Here is a 17,474-nt window from a genome sequence, read left to right as displayed (position 1 = left end):
GCGGCCTTCATGCGACATTCCTTTCTTGGGGCAGGATCAGAGTTTTCATCCCCTTACCCGCCAATGCGTGATCGAAGGCGGAAACCGCCTGATCCATTCCAAACCGGTGGGTGATAACGGCCTTCACGTCGATCTGGCCGCTTTCCACCAGCCTGAGCGAGCGCGCGTAATCTTCGATCGAAGACCCGGTACTTCCCAGAAGCTTTAGCCCCCGATAGTGCACCTTGTTGGTGTCGATCTCGACCTTGGTGCCCTTGTTCAGGCCCGAGAAGAAGTTCATCCGACCGTAGCGGGCCAGCGTGGCCATGGCTTGGACCTGAAGCTCGGGCGCCGGAGCGGCTGTCAGCGCCACATCAACACCGTGGCCATCCGTTAGGCGCAAAACCTCGTCGACCACAGCCACTTCTGAACTATCCACCGTATCGGTCGCGCCAAGACCCGCGATCTCTTCCAATCGCGTGGCGCGACGCCCGACAACGATGACCTGCCGCGCGCCATAGGCTTTTGCCAGCATCAGAAAAAGACCTGCAATCGGGCCAGTTCCGAGAATCAACACGCGATCTTCTGGGGAGACGCTCAGGTTTTTCCATGCATTGAAGCAGCATGATAGCGGCTCAACCAAAGCGGCAGCTTCCCAGTCCAAACTGTCGGGAACCTCGAACAGGTTGCCGCCAAAAATCGCAGAGGGCGTGACAACCATGTATTCTTCAAAGCCGCCGTCGATGCTTATCCCAAAGGCATCGTAGTCTGGGCACATGTTGTTCAGACCTTTGCGACACATATCGCAGTGACCACAGCCGATATTAGGTACAACCGACACACGTTGACCGACGCGCCAATACGAAACGTTGCCGCCAATCTCGACGATATCGCCCGCCAATTCATGGCCCAAGACCCGCGTGTCGCCTTCGCCAACCCGGAAATGACCGCCACGGTAGATTTTCAGATCCGTGCCACAGATCGCGGCTGCCTGAACCCGTACCAGGATTTCGTCTGGTCCAATCTCAGGGCGTGCGCGATCCTCAAGCGTCAGTGTTCCAGGTCCGTTGAAGACGACCGCTTTCATGGGATTAAACCTCCATCCCGTAACGGTGGACCTTGTGAGTAGGGTAGAGAGAAATGGTGGGGATTGTCACATCAGGCGTCCGTGTGGCCACGTACAGCGCCAGCCAACCGACGTTCTCCACATCAATGCAGGAGGCGTGAATGCCTTCTTTCAGTTCCTTCTCGTCCAGCCAGCCGTCGGTGTAGGCCTGCAGATTGCCATCATAGAGTCCCTTGTCGATGATCTCGGTCATGGGTGTCTTCACGTGGCTGGGGTTCAGCACCGTCACACCGATCCCCATTTTCTCGCCATCCAGAAGGATGTTTTTTGAGAAACCGATCATTCCGTGCTTGGAGGCTCGATATGGACTGTGACCCGGGCCAGAAGCGACGCGTGTCGACGAAGAGCCCATGTTGATGATACGACCACCACCTTGCGGCTTCATGTAGATGAAGGCTTCGCGACAGCACAGGAACACGGCCGTAAGATTGGGCCCCAGTGTCTTGTTCCATTCATCAAGCGTGACCTCATCCAAGGGTGGCGACAGGCTGTCACGGCCGGCCGAGTTGACGAGTACGTCAATCCGACCCCATGTATTGTGGACCTGCTTGAAGAAGGCACGAACACTGGCTTCTTCGGTAACATCTGCATGGATCTTCAGAATTTCGGCGCCATCAGCAGCCACTTCTTCACCGATCCTGTCAAGGCGCTCTGAATCGAAGTCGATCATAGCGACCTTGCACCCATGGGACGCATAAACGCGCGCGACCTCTTCACCAATGCCAGACGCGGCACCTGTGATGATAGCTACTTTCCCTTCGAGGGTCATCGGCGCTCGATCGTTTCCACTCGTTGCATTCATGGCATTGGTCCTTTCCTGCCCTTAGGGGCAATCAACTTGCAGCGTCTTTTGCAGCAGCTACAGCAGCAGCAGTCAGTTTCGTTATTTCATCAAAACGCCCAGCCTCGATCAGCTTAGAGTCCACCATCCAAGAACCACCACATGCCAAGACTGACGGTAGGGCCAGATATTGGGACAAGTTGGACAGGCCCACGCCGCCAGTTGGGATGAACCGGACGGCCTTGTAGGGACCCGAGAGCGCCTTCAGGAACGGTACGCCGCCGGTGGCCTCGGCCGGAAAGAACTTCACTGCGTTCAGCCCTTCTGCCATCGCCATTTCCACGCCAGTTGGGTTGTTTACACCTGGAACAATCGGCAGGCTGGCGGTCTTTGCGGCGCGAACAACTGCCGGGTTGAACCCCGGCGTCACAAGAAACTGCGCCCCGGCTGCCGCCGCGGCTCTTACCTGATCTTCAGTCAGAACAGTCCCTGCCCCAAGCAGGATTTCAGGAACTTCGGCTGCGATGGCTCGAATGGACGCCTCGGCTGCGTCCGAGCGAAATGTGATTTCGGCCACTGGCAAGCCGCCGTCGACCAATGCCCGCCCTAAGGGCACTGCGTCTTCAACGCGCCCCAACACGACAACCGGCAACAAGCGGGCATTGGCAACTTGGTCAAGAACGTTTTGGATCATAGCGCCTCACCGAATCGAATTTCATCCCACTAACTTCAACATAAAATTTCTTTCTTTATGATTCAATTCAGAAAGAATAAATTTCTAGAAAACGGATCGTATCATCCCGCCGTCAACCTTCAACGCAGCGCCGTTCACTGCCGACGCTCGCGCGCTTGCGATAAAGCAGACGAAATCAGCGATCTCTTCAGGGCGAGACAGGCGCTCAATCAGCGACGTCGGGCGGTTTTCCCTCATAAACTTGGCGTGTGCCTCTTCACGAGGCAGCTCTGGGAACACCGCAGCAATGAAATCGCCAACCCCCTGAGTATTCACCGGGCCAGGCAGGACGGAGTTTACGGTCACATCCGTGCCCTTCGTCATCTCGGCCAGATTTCGGGAAACCGAAATCTGCATGGTTTTGGTGGCGGAGTAGTGGGCCATCTCTGGGGCCGGGTTGATACCACTTTCGCTCGACACGAAAACGATCCGGCCCGCCTTTTTCTTTAGCATACCTTCAAGGAAATGGCGCGAGAGCCGAACACCGCTCATGACGTTGATCTCAAACAGGCGCTGCCAATGGGCATCCGTGGTGTCGAAGAAATCAATGGGCTCGTAAACGCCTAGGTTGTTGACAAGTACATCCACGGACCCGGCTGGAAGGCCGTCGATCGCGGCTTCGCAGCCTTCCGCAGATCCCAGATCCGCAACCACGAATTCGACCTTAGCGCCGTCGATTGCGTCCTCTATTCTCGCCTTTGCGGCAGCCGCAGTCGCCTGGCTTCGACCATTGAGAATGACAGTCGCGCCCTCTCGTGCAAATGACGTGGCGATCGCTTCTCCAATGCCCGCAGAAGAGGCTGTTACCAGCACGCGTTGCCCTGACAATCCAAGATCCATTCGAGTTCCTTCCACGCTGGCCAGACATTGACCTCGTAGGAAATTTATTTCGATAATGATTGACTTGCAACAAAATTCTTTTCTTTATGTGATGCATCGGGCGGAAATGCTTGCAGAGGGAATCGCAACCATGTCTCAGATTTGTATCGAAGGGCTGTCCAAGGTCTTCGCGCCGGATTTGACGGCGCTCGACAACGTGACATTTGATGTCGAAAACCGGGAATTTGTGTTCCTTCTGGGCCCGTCTGGCGCCGGAAAAACCACTACCTTGCGCTTAATTGCTGGGTTGGATCAGCCGACGTCTGGGCAAATCTTGATTGGCGGAAGTCCAGCGGCAGGACTCGCGCCGCGGGACCGAGACGTTGCCATGGTCTACGACAAACACTCCATGTATCCGCACCTGAGCGTTTTCGAGAACATGGCCTACCCACTTCGCCTTCGTGGCCTTTCAGACAGCGCGATGCGCGAAAAGATTGGGACGACGGCTGAAATTCTGGACATCACACCTCTTCTAGACCGCCGCCCCCGCGAATTATCAGGCGGGCAGCAGCAACGGGTAGCCATCGGTCGCGCCCTTGTACGTGACGCAAATGCTTACCTCATGGATGAACCGATTTCGGCGTTGGATGCAAAACTTCGGGCGCACATGCGCGTCGAATTCAAGCGCCTCCAAAAAGAGTTAGCCGCGACCATCTTGTATGTTTCACACGATCAACTCGAAGCGATGACTATGGGTGACAAAATTGTTGTTTTGGACAAGGGAGTCGTGCAACAGATCGGCACCCCTCGAGACATCTTTGACCGGCCTATGAACCTGTTCGTAGCTACCTTTGTGGGCGAACCGTCGATGAACACGCTTCCGTGTCGCTTGATGCAAGACGGTGGAAATTGGATCGTTCGCGGTGAGCAATTTGAAGTAATTGTCCCGGAGACATGGATCAATCGACATGATTTGGCTGCGCATGTTGGCAACGCTCTAATCTTGGGCATTCGCCCTCATCGGATTGCACTGGCCAGTCCAGAGGAGGCAGGCCAACCGAACGTGGAAACCGGCAAGGTCTATGCCGTTGAAACCCTTGGTTCTGAGACCGTCTATGATGCCGAAATCGATGGTCAGATCGTGCGCATCTGGTCGCGCGGCGCGGCCCACCAAAATCTGCGCGGAAACATTGGAGGGCCAATCCATTTCCGCGTCGATCCCAATGGTTTGTTCCTTTTCGACGGACAGACCGGTCGCACCCTCGCCACCGCTTCAACCAACACCGACCTGGCTGCCTAAAGGCGCCAGACCCGACCCATTCAAAATGTCGACCAACGGAGGAGCAAACCATGAAAACCAAATTCAACAGACGGCAATTCTCGGCCCTGCTAGGAAGCACCGCAATCTTTGCGCCCGCCATCGTGCGCGCACAATCCGATCGTATGCGGCAGTTTGAGGGGACTACGCTGAACATGCTAGCGGTGCAGTTCGCGCATCACGACCCGCTGTGGAACCAGATCGCGGAATTCGAAGAGCTCACCGGAATCTCGGTGAACATCGAATTCGCACCGTTCGAAAACACACGTGAGCGGACGCTTCTGGACATGTCGTCACGCACGGGTCGCTATGACCTGTTCACCGTCGATATCATGTGGCTCGCGGAATATGCAGCGGCAGGCTACCTGGAGCCCGTCTCGCAATATCTGTCGAACCCCGATTTGACTGCCGAAGATTATGACGTGAACGACTTCATCTCGCGCGTCTATTCCGGCACCGGGGTCTATGACGACACCATGTACAATGTGCCTTACGATTGTGGCACCGTCGGTAACATGTTCCGCTCCGACTTGATCGAGTCCGCGGGGCTGACTGTCCCCGGTCGCTTCGATGGTAGCTTCACTGCCGAAGCCATGCGCGAGATCTGCGGCACTTTGATGGAGAACAATGACGGCCTTGCCGGCTATGTTACGGGGCCACAGAGATGGTTCTGGGGCTGGATGTTCACGCCCTACCTCTATGCTTGGCAAGACGCTTCGAACGTTGGCAATGAATTCGTCAACGCCGATTGGGAAGTGACCATCGCCAACGACAATAATCTTGCCGCCTTACAGTACTACCTCGGCCTGCGTGACTTCACGCCTGCTGACGACCTAAACTATGGCTACGGCGAACAGCTGGCCGTTTATCAGCAAGGCAATGCCGGCGGCTCGATCACCTATTCTGGCTTCATCGGATCGCACTATGAGGACCCTGCGCTGCCGGTGGCTGGCAAAAATGTAGCCCTTCACACACCGATCGGGCCGTCGGGTCGCACAGATCCCTTCTTTGGGTCCTGGGGGCTCTCGATCTCTGTCGACTCTCAACAAAAAGAGGCCGCGTGGTTCTTCATCCAATGGATCACCCACGCCGATCGCCTGACGCGCGCAGCGGTCGGTGGAGCGCCTGCGGTACGCCACTCCACTTTCCAGAACCCCGAGGTTCAGGAAGCGCAGCCCTGGGGCTTTGATCTGTACGACTACATGGTCAATCGTGCCAACCCCGATGAGCGGATCCGGGTGCCCGAGTGGGCTGAAATCTCTGAGGTGATGGGGCTTTACGGCAACCGTGCCTGGGGCAACGAGATCTCGGCAGAAGAAGCCTTGCTCGGCATGGAGCGCGACATGAGCGCGGCATTCCGCCGGGGGGGATACTACCGCGATGGCGCGAACAATCCGCCACAACTGTGGCGGGATCTGAGCTACTATGATCGGTCTCCGTCTGACTGGGGCTGACCCCGTTACGCAACCACGCCGCCGCCCAGCCCTGCGTTCGGGCGGCGCGCTATTCCGAAGTTTAATTGAGAGAGGAGCAGACGATGACAGACACTTCCCTTGATGGTCGATCTAATACTTCTCCTCCGCGGGATGCGGCTACTCCTCCTGCTCCCAAAGTCAGCATCCAAAACCGTGCCTATTTCCCTTGGCTTCTGATGGCGCCCACGCTGATCATCCTGCTTGTGGTCGGCATTTTTCCGTTCGGCTACTCGATCTATTTGGCCAGCACGAACATCATCCTGTCTCGCCCGCAACTCGACACGTTTTTCCTCGGGCTTGAACAGTATCAGGACTTGATGCAGGATCCGCAGTTCTTCAACGCATTGCGCATCACTTTCATTTACACGATCACGGCCGTTTTCATCGAATTCTGGGCCGGTCTCGGGCTGGCGCTTCTATTCAAGCGAAACATCCGCGGAAAAGCAGTCTACCGCCTGTTGCTTCTGTTGCCGATGGTCATCCCGCCGCTCGTCGTGGGTTTGATCTGGCGCTACATGCTGTTCCCGAACTCTGGCCTCATCTCGTTTTACTCCAACGAGATTGCGACTTTCCTTAACATTGCGCCGCCGACCTTTCTGTCGGCGCCAGGATCAGCTCTTCGCACACTGATTTTCATCGACGTCTGGCAATGGACGGCCTTCATGTTCCTGATCCTTTCCGCCGGTCTGGCGGCTATCCCACCCGAACCCTACGAGGCGGCTGAAATCGACGGTGCCTCCTCCTGGCGGGTTTTCTGGACCATCACCCTGCCGATGCTGCGCCCAGCTATTTTAATCGCTGTAGTAATTCGGACCATGGATGCCTTCCGCACCTATGACCAAATCGCCGTCCTGACGGCGGGTGGGCCGGGCAATTCCACCGAAACCTTGAATATCTGGCTGACAAACCTCGGGTTTCGGTTCTTCAACGTCTCGAAGGCGGCTGCCCTGTCGCTGGTGATCTTCGTGATCATCGTGGTGCTGAGCTTCGTGTTCGTGAAGGTGCTCAGCCGCACCAGCATCGAAGAAAGGGAATGAAGGTGCCACAATGAGACAAGACCTGAGCTCCATCACTTCCCCCGACGCCCCGGAAGAAGAACGCAACTGGTGGGTCCATGCGATCCTTGGCTTGGCCTCTGCGATTGCCAGCTTGCCGGTGATCTGGATCGTGCTGACCGCGTTCATGTCCCGAGAGACCGCGCAGAGCATGCCGCCGCAATGGATCTTTCAACCAACGCTCGACGCGTTCCGCGAACTCATCATCGAGCGCGACATGCTGTACTTCATGATGAATTCCGCCATCGTAGCGGTGGCATCCACAATCCTTTCGGTCACGCTAGGAATGTTCTGCGCCTATGCCTTGGCGCGTTTCGACTTCGTTGGCAAAGATGATGTCGCTTTCTGGATCCTAACCAATCGGATGATGCCAGCGGTCGCCATCGTGCTGCCGATGTTCCTTATCTTCCAAACCGTGAACCTGCTCGACACCCGTATCGGTCTGATCATTCTCTATACCGCCATGCAGCTTCCATTCGTGGTCTGGATGCTGAAAGGATACTTCGAGGAAGTGCCCAGACAGCTGGAAGAAATCGCTCTCGTCGACGGGGATACCTGGCTCGGCGCATTCCGGCGCGTTGTCTTGCCAATGATGACTCCCGCAATCACCGCGACGGCAATCTTTGTGCTCATTCTGAGTTGGAATGAATACGCCTTTGCGTTCTTCCTCACTGGATCCGAAGCCAAGACACTGCCGCCCGCTGTCGTGACATTTGCCGTCAATGCTGAGGTGTCATGGGATGTCTTAGGTGCTGCGTGTCTGATTATCACAGCCCCGATCATGATCTTCGTCATCGCAGTGCAACGACAGTTCATCAGCGGGCTTTCAATGGGACTGGTGCGCTAAGATGGCTGGTATCAAGGTCGAACAATTACGCCGCACGTTCGGAGAGTTCGTGGCTGTCGACGACATCAACTTCCATATCGAGGATGGAGAGTTTATTTTCTTTCTGGGCCCATCAGGCTGCGGGAAAACAACGACGCTCCGGATGATTGCCGGGCTGCTGATGCCGTCCGCCGGACGAATCGAAATCGGTGACCGCAATGTCACATACCTCAAGCCAAGGTATCGGAATGTCGGTATGGTTTTTCAGGCCAACGTTCTCTACCACCACCTCTCGGTCTTTCAGAACTTGGCTTACCCGCTGAAAGTACGGGGCATGAGCAAAGCCACGATCCGTTCCAAGGTCGATGAAGTTGCCGCGCTCCTGCAAATCGAGGACGTACTGCGCCGCTCCACGGACAAGCTGTCAGCCGGGCAGGCCCAAAGGGTAGCGATTGGGCGAATGTTGGTGCGCGATGCCGATGTTTTTCTGATGGATGAGCCCATCAGCCATCTGGATGCCAAATTGCGTGCCCATATGCGGACGGAGTTGCGACACCTCCAAAAAGAGCTGGCGCGCACCACGGTTTTTGTCAGTCATGACCAATTGGAGGCTATGTCTATGGCCGACCGCATTGCCGTGATCAATGAGGGCCAGGTTCTGCAATTCGCGTCCCCGCAAGAAATTTTTGATCGGCCAGCAACGGAATTTGTCGCGGGCTTCGTGGGCGAGCCGCACATGAATATCCTTAGTGTCGACCTCCAACAAGCGAAGGCTCGAGGGGATGGCTTTGCTGCAAATCTCGATACGAGTTGGCTCGATCACAACAAGGTGGTCTCTGGCCCCCAAAGGTTGGGCGTACGGCCCGAACATCTTAGCATTCATGCGGAAGCTGTTTCAGGTAGCTTTCCGTCCGAAATCAAAGCCGTCGAAACGATGGGGGCCGAAAACCTTTTTTCTTTCGATATCGGCGGGCAGGATTTCAAGGTGCGCGCGACAACACAGGACACCGATCGTTTCGCGAATTCCGCAGGCAGCGTTGTGCATCTAAGCGCAGATCAAGAACGAATCTACCTTTTCGACGCCAAAAGTGGACACACCACTGCCCAAGCCGCAGCGACCGACCCCACACGAGGTGCCCCATGACCGGAACCCGATCCTGGCTTGTCCTCGGCCTTATTGTTATTGTCCTGATGGGCAGTTGTACTGCCATGGCAGGCAATCTTGAACACTATCCCGCGTCTCTTCCCGCGCTCGTAGTCATGCTGGTGGGAAAGGTGCTGAACGACCGTTTCAAACTGGTGAAATGGCCTATGGAATTCATCCTTTGGTCAGCGGTCATCTTAATCCTTTTCAACCTCATCCACCTTCATTTTAAGCCGTTCTAATGCAATATGCATCTAGCGGTGGGGATGTCGTCGCAATTGACCTGGGAACCGGTAGCCTACGGGCAGCGTTGGTTGATCCAACCGGCCGGATCCGAGACAGCGAGAGCATCCCGCTCCAGACGTCATATCCCCAGCACGGCTGGGTTGAGCAGGCCCCGGAGGATTGGTGGTCAGCTTTGTGTGCTGCCACTCGATCACTGGCCGCGCGACACACAAACCAAACCGTCAGCGCCCTGTGCTGCTGCGGTCACATGCACGCGCCAGTTCTGGTTGATAAGGCCGGAGAACTGACCGCAAGAACCGCCATGTTGTGGAACGACAAACGGAGCGAACAGACAGCCCAGAAGCTTAACGAACAACTGACGCGGCTAGGCGGCCACGGTCCATTTGCCAATCCGGCGACGTCAGCATGGCCGGGCGTCAAGCTGGCGTGGCTGGCCAAACATAACCCGCGGCTGCTGGACCGCTCCAAAACACTCCTGATGCCGAAGGACTTTCTCAACCTGCGTCTCACGGGCAATGCCGCGATGGATTGGACCGAGGCAGGATCAAGTTTCCTGATGGACCCGGACACTCGACACTGGTCCGTTGGAAACGCCGGCCTTCTCGGAATCGACATGTCACTTTTGCCTTCTATTCTGGCGCCGTGGGACATTATCGGGTCCGTTCGAACCGAGGCAAGTAAGCGTTCCGGCCTGCCAGTCAGTTTGCCTGTTTCTGCCGGTGCGGGCGACTACCCCTGTGCCATCTTAGGATCAGGAGCCGTGGGCGAAGGTGCCCTTAGCGACATAACAGGAACGTCGTATTTGCTGACAGCCATCGGCCCCAGACCGGTGATTGATCCAATGGTTATGAATGTGATGACCGCCGACGGCCAATGGGGTGCCTTCGCGGTCGTAGATGCCGCCGGTGATGCCCTGAGATGGTTACACAAGATCATTAGCTCTAAGCGCATCGGCTTCGAAGACCTCAACCAGCGCGCCGAGGCCGTATCTGCCGGAGCTGAGGGATTGTTGTTTCTCCCCTACCTCACCGGTGAACGGCTGGGGGACGGAGCCGCCTCCCGAGGTGCATTCATCGGTCTGAGTGCGAAACATGATGTAGGACACATGGCCAGAGCCGTTATGGAAGGCGTGGCCATCGCTATGCACATTGCCAGCCAGCCCATCTGGGCATCGCGATGTCCCACCGGACCGATAGTCGCAGCAGCCGGGGGCCGCAAATCCGATCTCTGGCTTAGGATCAAGGCCAGTGTTCTGGGGCAGGCCATCCGGCCAACGGCGGAACCTGAAAGCGGCCTGTTGGGCTGCGCCGCCCTTGCCCAGGTCGGAAGCGGCACCTTTGCCACGGTTCAACAGGCAACTAACGCCTATGCAGCCTTTGGCCCTGATGTGGTGCCTGATGCGACCCTGAAACAAGTCTACGCCGATCAGATAGGCCTGTTCGAAACCGCCAAAACAGCCTTGTTGCCGATCAATCGGAGCTTGGCAAACATACAAAAGATTTCGGATACAAGATGATGACGATCAAGGCACTGCTATGGGATCTCGACGGCACACTAGTGGATAGCGAGCCTGTGCATGAAAGGGCGTTGGTCGCAGCGCTTCAGGAGGTTGGACTTGATCCGCCTGAAGACATGCACGCTCGGGTCATCGGCAAATCCGCTGACGCCGTCTATCAATGGTTGTGCACCTGTCACGCCTTGACACTCTCAATGGCAGATTGGGGAGCCTTGAAGCTTCACCACTACATGGCCGACATCGACGCAGTGGCTCCCGTTACAGAAGCGCTAAGACTGTGGAATGCTGCCGCTGCTCTTGGGGTCAAACAAGCGGTTGTGTCCAACTCGGATCGCCTGATCGTAAACGCCAATCTTGACCGAACCCGCCTCACAAAACCCGGCTTTATCAGCGTCACAAGAAATGACGTCCACCTCGGGAAACCAAATGCGGAGCCGTATCTCCGCGCAGCTTCTTTATTGGATGTAGAACCAGCAGAGTGTGCTGTCATTGAGGACAGCGTGACGGGCGCGTCCGCCGGCTTGGCAGCTGGGATGAAAACATACCTCATTCAAACACAAGGGTCTCGTGAATTAAACGGGACAGTTGCGCTCGAACAATACTCTGAGCTGTACCATTTACTGTTAAAGGATCAGTGACAATCGCGCTGGATAATGGAATTGGACGTGTTTTGAGCAACGACGACGGCGAATGCACAACCGTCCGGTTTCAGGATAAAACACTATTTCTATTGCCTTAATTCAAATCGAGCAGGCGTCCAATAACAAGCAAAACACTCCCCCGCTACGGATTGCTCAGCGGTGCCCTTTCCCAAGTTACATCGCGAGAAAGAAAGTCCCTCCAGTCTGCCGCGGGGAATGGCGGTACAGCCTCTCTGCAGCCAATTTTGAAAGGCACAGCGCTAATGGTCCGCATCATGTCAAGCGCACCGAGATTTCGCCAGCTACTCTCTGGTCTGTTTGGCGGCAGGAGTAGCCAAAGAATGCTGCGTGAGTGTCGCAGTTCCGTTGCATTTCAACCTCGGTCTATTCGCCGCCGATTACCGACAATTGGGCCACGAAGGTGAATGAACGTTACGGAAGGAAGGGCGTATCTCGTTGACAAACTCTTCCTTGATCGGGGCGTAAGTCGCTGATTCAATTCGTCCTGTCGGGAGGGATTGGCGATGATGGGACGGAGGCAGGAAGCGCAGGCGGCATCGTTCTACGAGTTCTCCTTGGAAGACCACGTGCCTCAAAACCACCTGTTGCGGTCGATTGATCGGTTCGTTGATTTGACCAGTATCCGCGCGCATCTCGCAAAGTTCTACAGTCACACTGGCCGCCCGTCGGTAGACCCTGAGTTGCTGATCCGTATGCTAATTGTCGGCTACCGCTTCGGCATCCGATCTGAGCGGCGGCTGTGCGAAGAGGTACATCTGAACCTGGCATATCGGTGGTTCTGCTGTCTCGATCCGACCGACCGCGTTCCCGACCACTCCACCTTCTCGAAGAACCGGCAAGGCCGCTTTCGCGAGAACGAACTGCTGCGTCATCTGTTCGAGATGACCCTGGCACGCTGCATTGAGGAAGGCCTCGTCAGCGGTCAGCGTATGGCCATCGAGGCCAGCCTGATCGAGGCTGATGCAAACAAACAGAACTCGACGCCGAAGGAGGAGTGGGACGCATCAAGCATTGATCCAAAAGATGCACCTCGCGCGGTTCGCGAGTATCTAGACACACTGGACTAAGCTGCGTTCGGCGCGGCAAGTGAGGTCGAGCCCAAGTTCACCTCTCATTCTGATCGGGCAAGCCAATGAACGGCGGCCCGTAAGGGTCCTGCATTCTTTAGCAATTCCGACAATTATCTGATCGACACAGACCACGGCGTGATCGCCGATGTCGAAGCGACCCGTTCGATCCGGCAAGCCGAGGTGGGATCGACTAAGACGATGCTGAAGCGGGTGAAGCAGAAGTTTGATTTGCATCCAGAGCGCTTGATTGCGGACACGGCGTATAGAACTGGGCCCCTGCTAGGCTGGCTGGTCGACCGCAAGATCGCACCGGAAATACCTGCCTTCGACAAGTCCGGTCGCAGCGATGGGAAATGGACGCATGCGGACTTTGAATGGGATTCCAAGAACGACCAGTACATCTGTCCCGAAGGACACGCCTTCAAGCAGTTTCGCCGCAACTACTCCGATCCGAACCGGGGCCCAACCGGCAAGGGCACTGCGCGCTATCGCACCTTGAAGGAAGTGTCCCAGGCCTCCTCATCCAAAGCCAAGTGCTGTTCAAACGTAGACGCGCGCAAGGTAACCCGCGAAGAACACGAAGACGCTCGCCATATTGCACGCGATATCGCCAAAACCGGCCAATACGACATCTCAATGAAGCTCAGGAAGAAAGTGGAAATGCTCTTTGCGCACCTCAAACGCATCCTCGGGCTGGGGCGGCTCCGACTACGAGGACCATGCGGCGCGAACGACGAATTCCTCCTCGCCGCTACCGCCCAAAACCTCCGCAAACTAGCCGAGATCTTTCCCGCACCGCAGTAAACGAGCAAAGCCCGACAAGAAAGGCGCTTGCGCCGCGTTCACCAGCTCACTTTCTGCGCCAGCAACACGCTGTTTTTCCACAGAATGGGTGGGTTCTGTTGAAGAACCCGGCGCATTTGACGACGGGATCGCCGCTGGAGTTTCTACGTGAGCTGTTTGCCCCGGCCGCTGGTCCGGCCGCGACGTAAATGTACAGATTTGATCGTTCAGATCATGCCGCAACCTCCGTTTGGACGTTCTTGGGCCTGAGCTTTGCGAGCTTTCTGAGGTTCTGTGCGATTGCGGCGAGAAGGAACTCATCCTTGGCACCTTTGGAGCCGCGTAGTCGCAACCTGGTCAGGTTCAGGATGCGCTTCAGATGCGCAAAGAGCATCTCAACTTTCTTCCGTTTGTCGCGGCTGACTCTGTACGCTTTCGTTTTCCGGCTGGAGCGTGCGAAGTCCCTGGCGTCCTCGTGCTCTTCTCGGCTGATAGATCTGCAGTTCGCATTAGGGCAGCATTTTTCTTTCGAAGGACATCGCTCGCAATCGGACTTGAGTGCTCGGTATTTTCGAGTGCCCCGGATGTCTTTGCCTCGATTGGGATCAGAGTAATTCCGGCGGAACTGCTTGAGCGCGAAGCCTCCCGGGCAGATGTACTGATCGTTCGCTTCGTCATATTCAAACTCGAACCGTGTCCATGCGCCGTCTTTGCGGTTTGAGTGATCGATCACCGGAATGAATGGAATGATGCCACGCTTCTTGACCAGCCGTCCCAAGTTATCGCTGGAGCCATAGGCCGTGTCCGCGGCAAGCCAGTCCGGCCTGATACCGAAGCGTCTTTCCGTGCGATCCAGCATTGTTTGCGAGGCACCCACCTCTGCTTGTCGGATCGCACGCGTCGCCTCAACGTCCATGATGACAGAGCTCTTCGTGTCGATCAGGTAGTTCGTAGCATAGGCGAAGTAGGGGCGGCTTTCCTCAGCGCGCGTCCACTGGGCCGCCGGATCTGACTTGGCCACGAACTTGGGCTGAACAGGCGACGCCGCGCCAAAAGCCGCGTCATCAAGTGTTTCCAAGTATTCTCGAGCCGCGCGGTTGCCTGCGTCGCGGGCGACATCTTCGTTCCAATCCTTAGCTGCAATGGAACGGGCTTTGTTGGCATCCGCAGGGATCAGGCTGGCGTCAACCGCGAAGCCCTCGCCGGAGACGAGGTCTTCCTTCAGGCAGCGCTCCACAGTTGCCTCGAAGATGTGACGCAGTAAGTCGCTGTCACGGAACTTGCCATGGCGGTAGCGTGAGAAGGACGAATGGTCAGGGACCTTGTCGTCCAGTCCAAGGCGGCAAAACCAACGATACGCCAAATTGAGATGCACCTCCTGACAAAGGCGACGCTCAGAACGAATGCCCATCACATAACCAATCACAAGCATCCGGACGATGAGCTCGGGATCAATCGAAGGGCGACCCGTATGGCTGTAGAACGGCTGCAGCTTCGCCCGCATGTCGCCCATGTCGAGGAACCGGTCAATCTCTCTCAGTACGTGATTGGGCGGCACGTGAGCGTCTAAATCGAACTCATAAAACAGCTGCGCTTCAACCTTTTGCATGCCCATCATCGCCCGATCCTCCCAATCTCGATAAATCGAGTGAATCAAACGGCTTGCCGCACTGCAACACAGAGTTTTTCAACAGCATGGGCGGGAAACGGACCTTCGCTGCCTACGCAGAAAGTAGACTCGCTGTCCCAAAAAGCAGACGTTGAATCTGTCTACTCTTTAGCAAGTCACGAATTAGATTACGAGCTACTCGCGCTTTTTTCGTTTCGGCGGCAATGGAGGAAACATAGGGAAAAAACTCTTCTGGCTTTTCATTTTGAGCGTATCGCCGGCGGATATTGTCGTCGACTTTTGCCGTTTGCCGCCTGATGGCGTAAAAACTTCAAGGTCTGGGTTGTTGCCGATTGCAGAGTGAATGTCATCTCGGTGAGCGGGTGTGAGGTTGTAGATGCCCTCATAGAAGGCCTCGACACTAATTGCGTCACCCTGATCTGTTACAAGACGCGGGATGTCATACATCAGTTGGTCTCTGGCTTTCTTTCTGCCGGATGTATCAAACAGATAGGCCTGACCTTCGTCGTCTCTTGGATCATAGCTCAGCATATTCAGTCCAGACCGACCGAAATGGGCCTGGGCCGAAGCATTGTCATGCAGCACCATGTTGTACGCCTGTCGGGCACGGTAAGAATTGGAAAAATGGATCAGCCAGTATCGCCAACCATCAGGATTGTTGATTGAGAATGGGCTTACGTACCGGGCAAAGCGATGAAAATTCTCGAAGACGAGGCGCTCCGCGGCCCCCATCCACGCGTCGTTGCTTGTCCCTTGATGCAGTTTTGTTTGCTCACCGGCGCTCACATCCAGTGCTTTCAGTTGAGAGGCCAGACGCGTGGGATTGTTCTTCGAAAGATAGGCGAGGAGTGACTTGACCATGAACGTGTAGAAAATCTCGACTGACGAGCTAACATTCATGATGTCGAGCACGGTATCGAGATTGATCTGTGACACGCCACACTGGTCCAGATTGAACAACACGTTCCGGTACCGACCCTGTTGGATCAAGGCCTTGATCTCCGGGTGAGCCTTCTCGAAGGTCTCAACCATGAAAACCGGCTGCACGTGCAGCTTGGGTGTCTGTGTCTTGATCGCCGCCAACAGCGGTGCGCAGTTTCTCTTCAGGAGTTCGACAACTTCACCGTCCCGATCGTTTAGGATCAGCAGGCATTCAAGTTCGATCTCGCCGAGGCCTTGTACCAATCGATCAATATTGATCTTGGTGAGCGCGCGCTCCAGTCCCTGGATGAAGACGATCGGTGATCCCGCCGAACCGCAGTCATAGCGGCCGCCCCCCGCGAAGCCATCGACAATCGCTAAACGGAATTTCTGTTGCTGTGGCAGCTGGCATCTGATCGTAAGGTAGTCGAACAGATAGTCGTCGAGGATCTTTAGCTTGCGCTTGGTGTGATCCAGCAACTCGGCCCCGTTAAGCCAATCATATTCTTTCTTGGCCATACGAGCCCCAGTTTTCCCAAGTGGTCACAGCGCGGCTGTTACCGGCATTTCATCCCAAACCTGACCGCGATATTCGCGACCGTTTGCTTTCTTCGAGCGTTTTTTGTTGTCCTTTCCCCATGTGCCCCACTGCTTGAAGAAGAATGCTACAGACTGATCAACGCACTGTTCGTGAATTTCATCAATCCAAGCTTCCTTGATCGGTCGTGCCAGGCGGCCACTTTCACCGCCAACAATCGCCCAGTGAATGCCTTCTAGATCAACACCACCAACCGAGCCGATGAGGGGCTCAAAGGATATGAACCTGATAGCGGCCGGCACCCGTCTGAGGTCGCTAATGCGCCCGATAACCTCCCGGTCTTCTACGCTGGTCCCAAGCCAGACATTGGAAAGAGGCACATCCGTAATCTGTTCAACAATTTCTGCCATGCGATCAGGTCGCTTCGTCAGAATTTGGTAGTGATGCTGGGGCGTCCGCCGCATCACATCCCAGACCTTCCCGACAAAGTTTTCAGGCACTTGCTCGTGGAAAAGGTCACTCATTGAATTGACGAAGATTTTCCGCGGTTTCTTCCATCTGAGCGGAACGTCGAGAGATTTCTCATCGAGCCTGACAACACCCGTCCAGACCGTCCTATCCCCGCTCCGGCGGGTCAGACCCTCGTACTTCTCCATCCCCATAGCTTCGAGGCGTTTGGCCATCTGCATCGCGTAGCAATGGGTGCATCCCGCGGACTGGATGCTGCATCCCGCAACAGGATTCCAAGTCGCGTCGGTCCATTCGATCTGGGTTTCTGCCATCTATCTGTCCGAACTGGCCTCCAAACGATTGCTCAAAACAAGCAAGTACGCCGTTGAGTGAAAAGAACGT

General features: G+C 55.9%; 15 protein-coding genes and 1 pseudogene. 9 read left to right on the top strand and 7 right to left on the bottom strand.

All coding sequences use genetic code 11. From position 1 onward, the window contains the following. Positions 1-7: 7 nt before the first annotated feature. The 4 genes from V8J81_RS00270 to V8J81_RS00255 all read right to left on the bottom strand — a co-directional run bounded on the left by V8J81_RS00270 (position 8) and on the right by V8J81_RS00255 (position 3,459). Entirely contained in the window at positions 8-1,066 is a 1,059-nt protein-coding gene (locus tag V8J81_RS00270) for a zinc-dependent dehydrogenase (protein ID WP_368473756.1), read from the bottom strand. A gap of 4 nt (positions 1,067-1,070) precedes the next feature. Next, positions 1,071-1,907, bottom strand: a complete 837-nt coding sequence (locus tag V8J81_RS00265) for an SDR family oxidoreductase (protein ID WP_368473755.1) — start codon at positions 1,905-1,907, stop codon at positions 1,071-1,073. Positions 1,908-1,938: 31 nt separating this feature from the next. Then, entirely contained in the window at positions 1,939-2,580 is a 642-nt protein-coding gene (locus V8J81_RS00260) for a bifunctional 4-hydroxy-2-oxoglutarate aldolase/2-dehydro-3-deoxy-phosphogluconate aldolase (protein ID WP_368473754.1), read from the bottom strand. 84 nt (positions 2,581-2,664) lie between these two features. Further along, positions 2,665-3,459: an SDR family NAD(P)-dependent oxidoreductase gene (locus tag V8J81_RS00255; RefSeq protein ID WP_368473753.1), complete on the bottom strand. Its 795-nt coding sequence runs from the start codon at positions 3,457-3,459 to the stop codon at positions 2,665-2,667. A 55-nt stretch (positions 3,460-3,514) separates the two neighbouring features. On the opposite strand from V8J81_RS00255, the gene V8J81_RS00250 reads away from it, so the two are divergent. The 9 genes and pseudogenes from V8J81_RS00250 to V8J81_RS00210 all read left to right on the top strand — a co-directional run bounded on the left by V8J81_RS00250 (position 3,515) and on the right by V8J81_RS00210 (position 13,554). Beyond that, positions 3,515-4,738: an ABC transporter ATP-binding protein gene (locus V8J81_RS00250; protein ID WP_368473752.1), complete on the top strand. Its 1,224-nt coding sequence runs from the start codon at positions 3,515-3,517 to the stop codon at positions 4,736-4,738. Between the two features lie 50 nt (positions 4,739-4,788). Then, complete coding sequence (locus V8J81_RS00245; RefSeq protein ID WP_368473751.1) at positions 4,789-6,210, top strand: ABC transporter substrate-binding protein; 1,422 nt, start codon at positions 4,789-4,791, stop codon at positions 6,208-6,210. Positions 6,211-6,293: 83 nt separating this feature from the next. Then, entirely contained in the window at positions 6,294-7,268 is a 975-nt protein-coding gene (locus tag V8J81_RS00240; protein ID WP_368473750.1) for a carbohydrate ABC transporter permease, read from the top strand. A 10-nt stretch (positions 7,269-7,278) separates the two neighbouring features. Next, the gene (locus V8J81_RS00235) at positions 7,279-8,133 is read left to right on the top strand and encodes a carbohydrate ABC transporter permease (protein ID WP_368473749.1); all 855 of its coding nucleotides are present in this window, start codon (positions 7,279-7,281) and stop codon (positions 8,131-8,133) included. A 1-nt stretch (position 8,134) separates the two neighbouring features. Next, the gene (locus V8J81_RS00230) at positions 8,135-9,256 is read left to right on the top strand and encodes an ABC transporter ATP-binding protein (RefSeq protein ID WP_368473748.1); all 1,122 of its coding nucleotides are present in this window, start codon (positions 8,135-8,137) and stop codon (positions 9,254-9,256) included. After that, a complete protein-coding gene (locus tag V8J81_RS00225) occupies positions 9,253-9,498 on the top strand; it encodes a hypothetical protein (protein ID WP_368473747.1) in 246 nt (81 codons plus the stop codon). Before V8J81_RS00230 ends, V8J81_RS00225 begins: the two co-directional genes overlap by 4 nt. Further along, the gene (locus V8J81_RS00220; protein ID WP_368473746.1) at positions 9,498-11,018 is read left to right on the top strand and encodes a xylulokinase; all 1,521 of its coding nucleotides are present in this window, start codon (positions 9,498-9,500) and stop codon (positions 11,016-11,018) included. Before V8J81_RS00225 ends, V8J81_RS00220 begins: the two co-directional genes overlap by 1 nt. After that, on the top strand, positions 11,018-11,656 hold the full coding sequence (locus tag V8J81_RS00215; RefSeq protein WP_368473745.1) for an HAD family hydrolase: 639 nt from the start codon (positions 11,018-11,020) through the stop codon (positions 11,654-11,656). Before V8J81_RS00220 ends, V8J81_RS00215 begins: the two co-directional genes overlap by 1 nt. Positions 11,657-12,183: 527 nt before the next feature. After that, positions 12,184-13,554 (top strand): annotated as a pseudogene (locus V8J81_RS00210) (IS1182 family transposase). A gap of 211 nt (positions 13,555-13,765) precedes the next feature. On the opposite strand, the gene V8J81_RS00205 reads toward V8J81_RS00210, so the two are convergent. The 3 genes from V8J81_RS00205 to V8J81_RS00195 all read right to left on the bottom strand — a co-directional run bounded on the left by V8J81_RS00205 (position 13,766) and on the right by V8J81_RS00195 (position 17,404). Further along, positions 13,766-15,151 carry an IS1182 family transposase gene (locus tag V8J81_RS00205; RefSeq protein ID WP_368473744.1) on the bottom strand — a complete coding sequence of 462 codons (1,386 nt, stop codon included), beginning with the start codon at positions 15,149-15,151 and terminating at the stop codon, positions 13,766-13,768. Between the two features lie 186 nt (positions 15,152-15,337). Beyond that, a complete protein-coding gene (locus tag V8J81_RS00200; RefSeq protein ID WP_368473743.1) occupies positions 15,338-16,603 on the bottom strand; it encodes a three-Cys-motif partner protein TcmP in 1,266 nt (421 codons plus the stop codon). A 24-nt stretch (positions 16,604-16,627) separates the two neighbouring features. Next, on the bottom strand, positions 16,628-17,404 hold the full coding sequence (locus V8J81_RS00195) for a DUF5131 family protein (RefSeq protein WP_368473742.1): 777 nt from the start codon (positions 17,402-17,404) through the stop codon (positions 16,628-16,630). Between the last annotated feature and the right edge of the window lie 70 nt (positions 17,405-17,474).

The sequence above is a fragment of the Gymnodinialimonas sp. 202GB13-11 genome, from assembly GCF_040932485.1.
GTDB classification, from domain to species: domain Bacteria; phylum Pseudomonadota; class Alphaproteobacteria; order Rhodobacterales; family Rhodobacteraceae; genus Gymnodinialimonas; species Gymnodinialimonas hymeniacidonis.
This window is presented reverse-complemented; position numbering and strand designations above follow the sequence as displayed.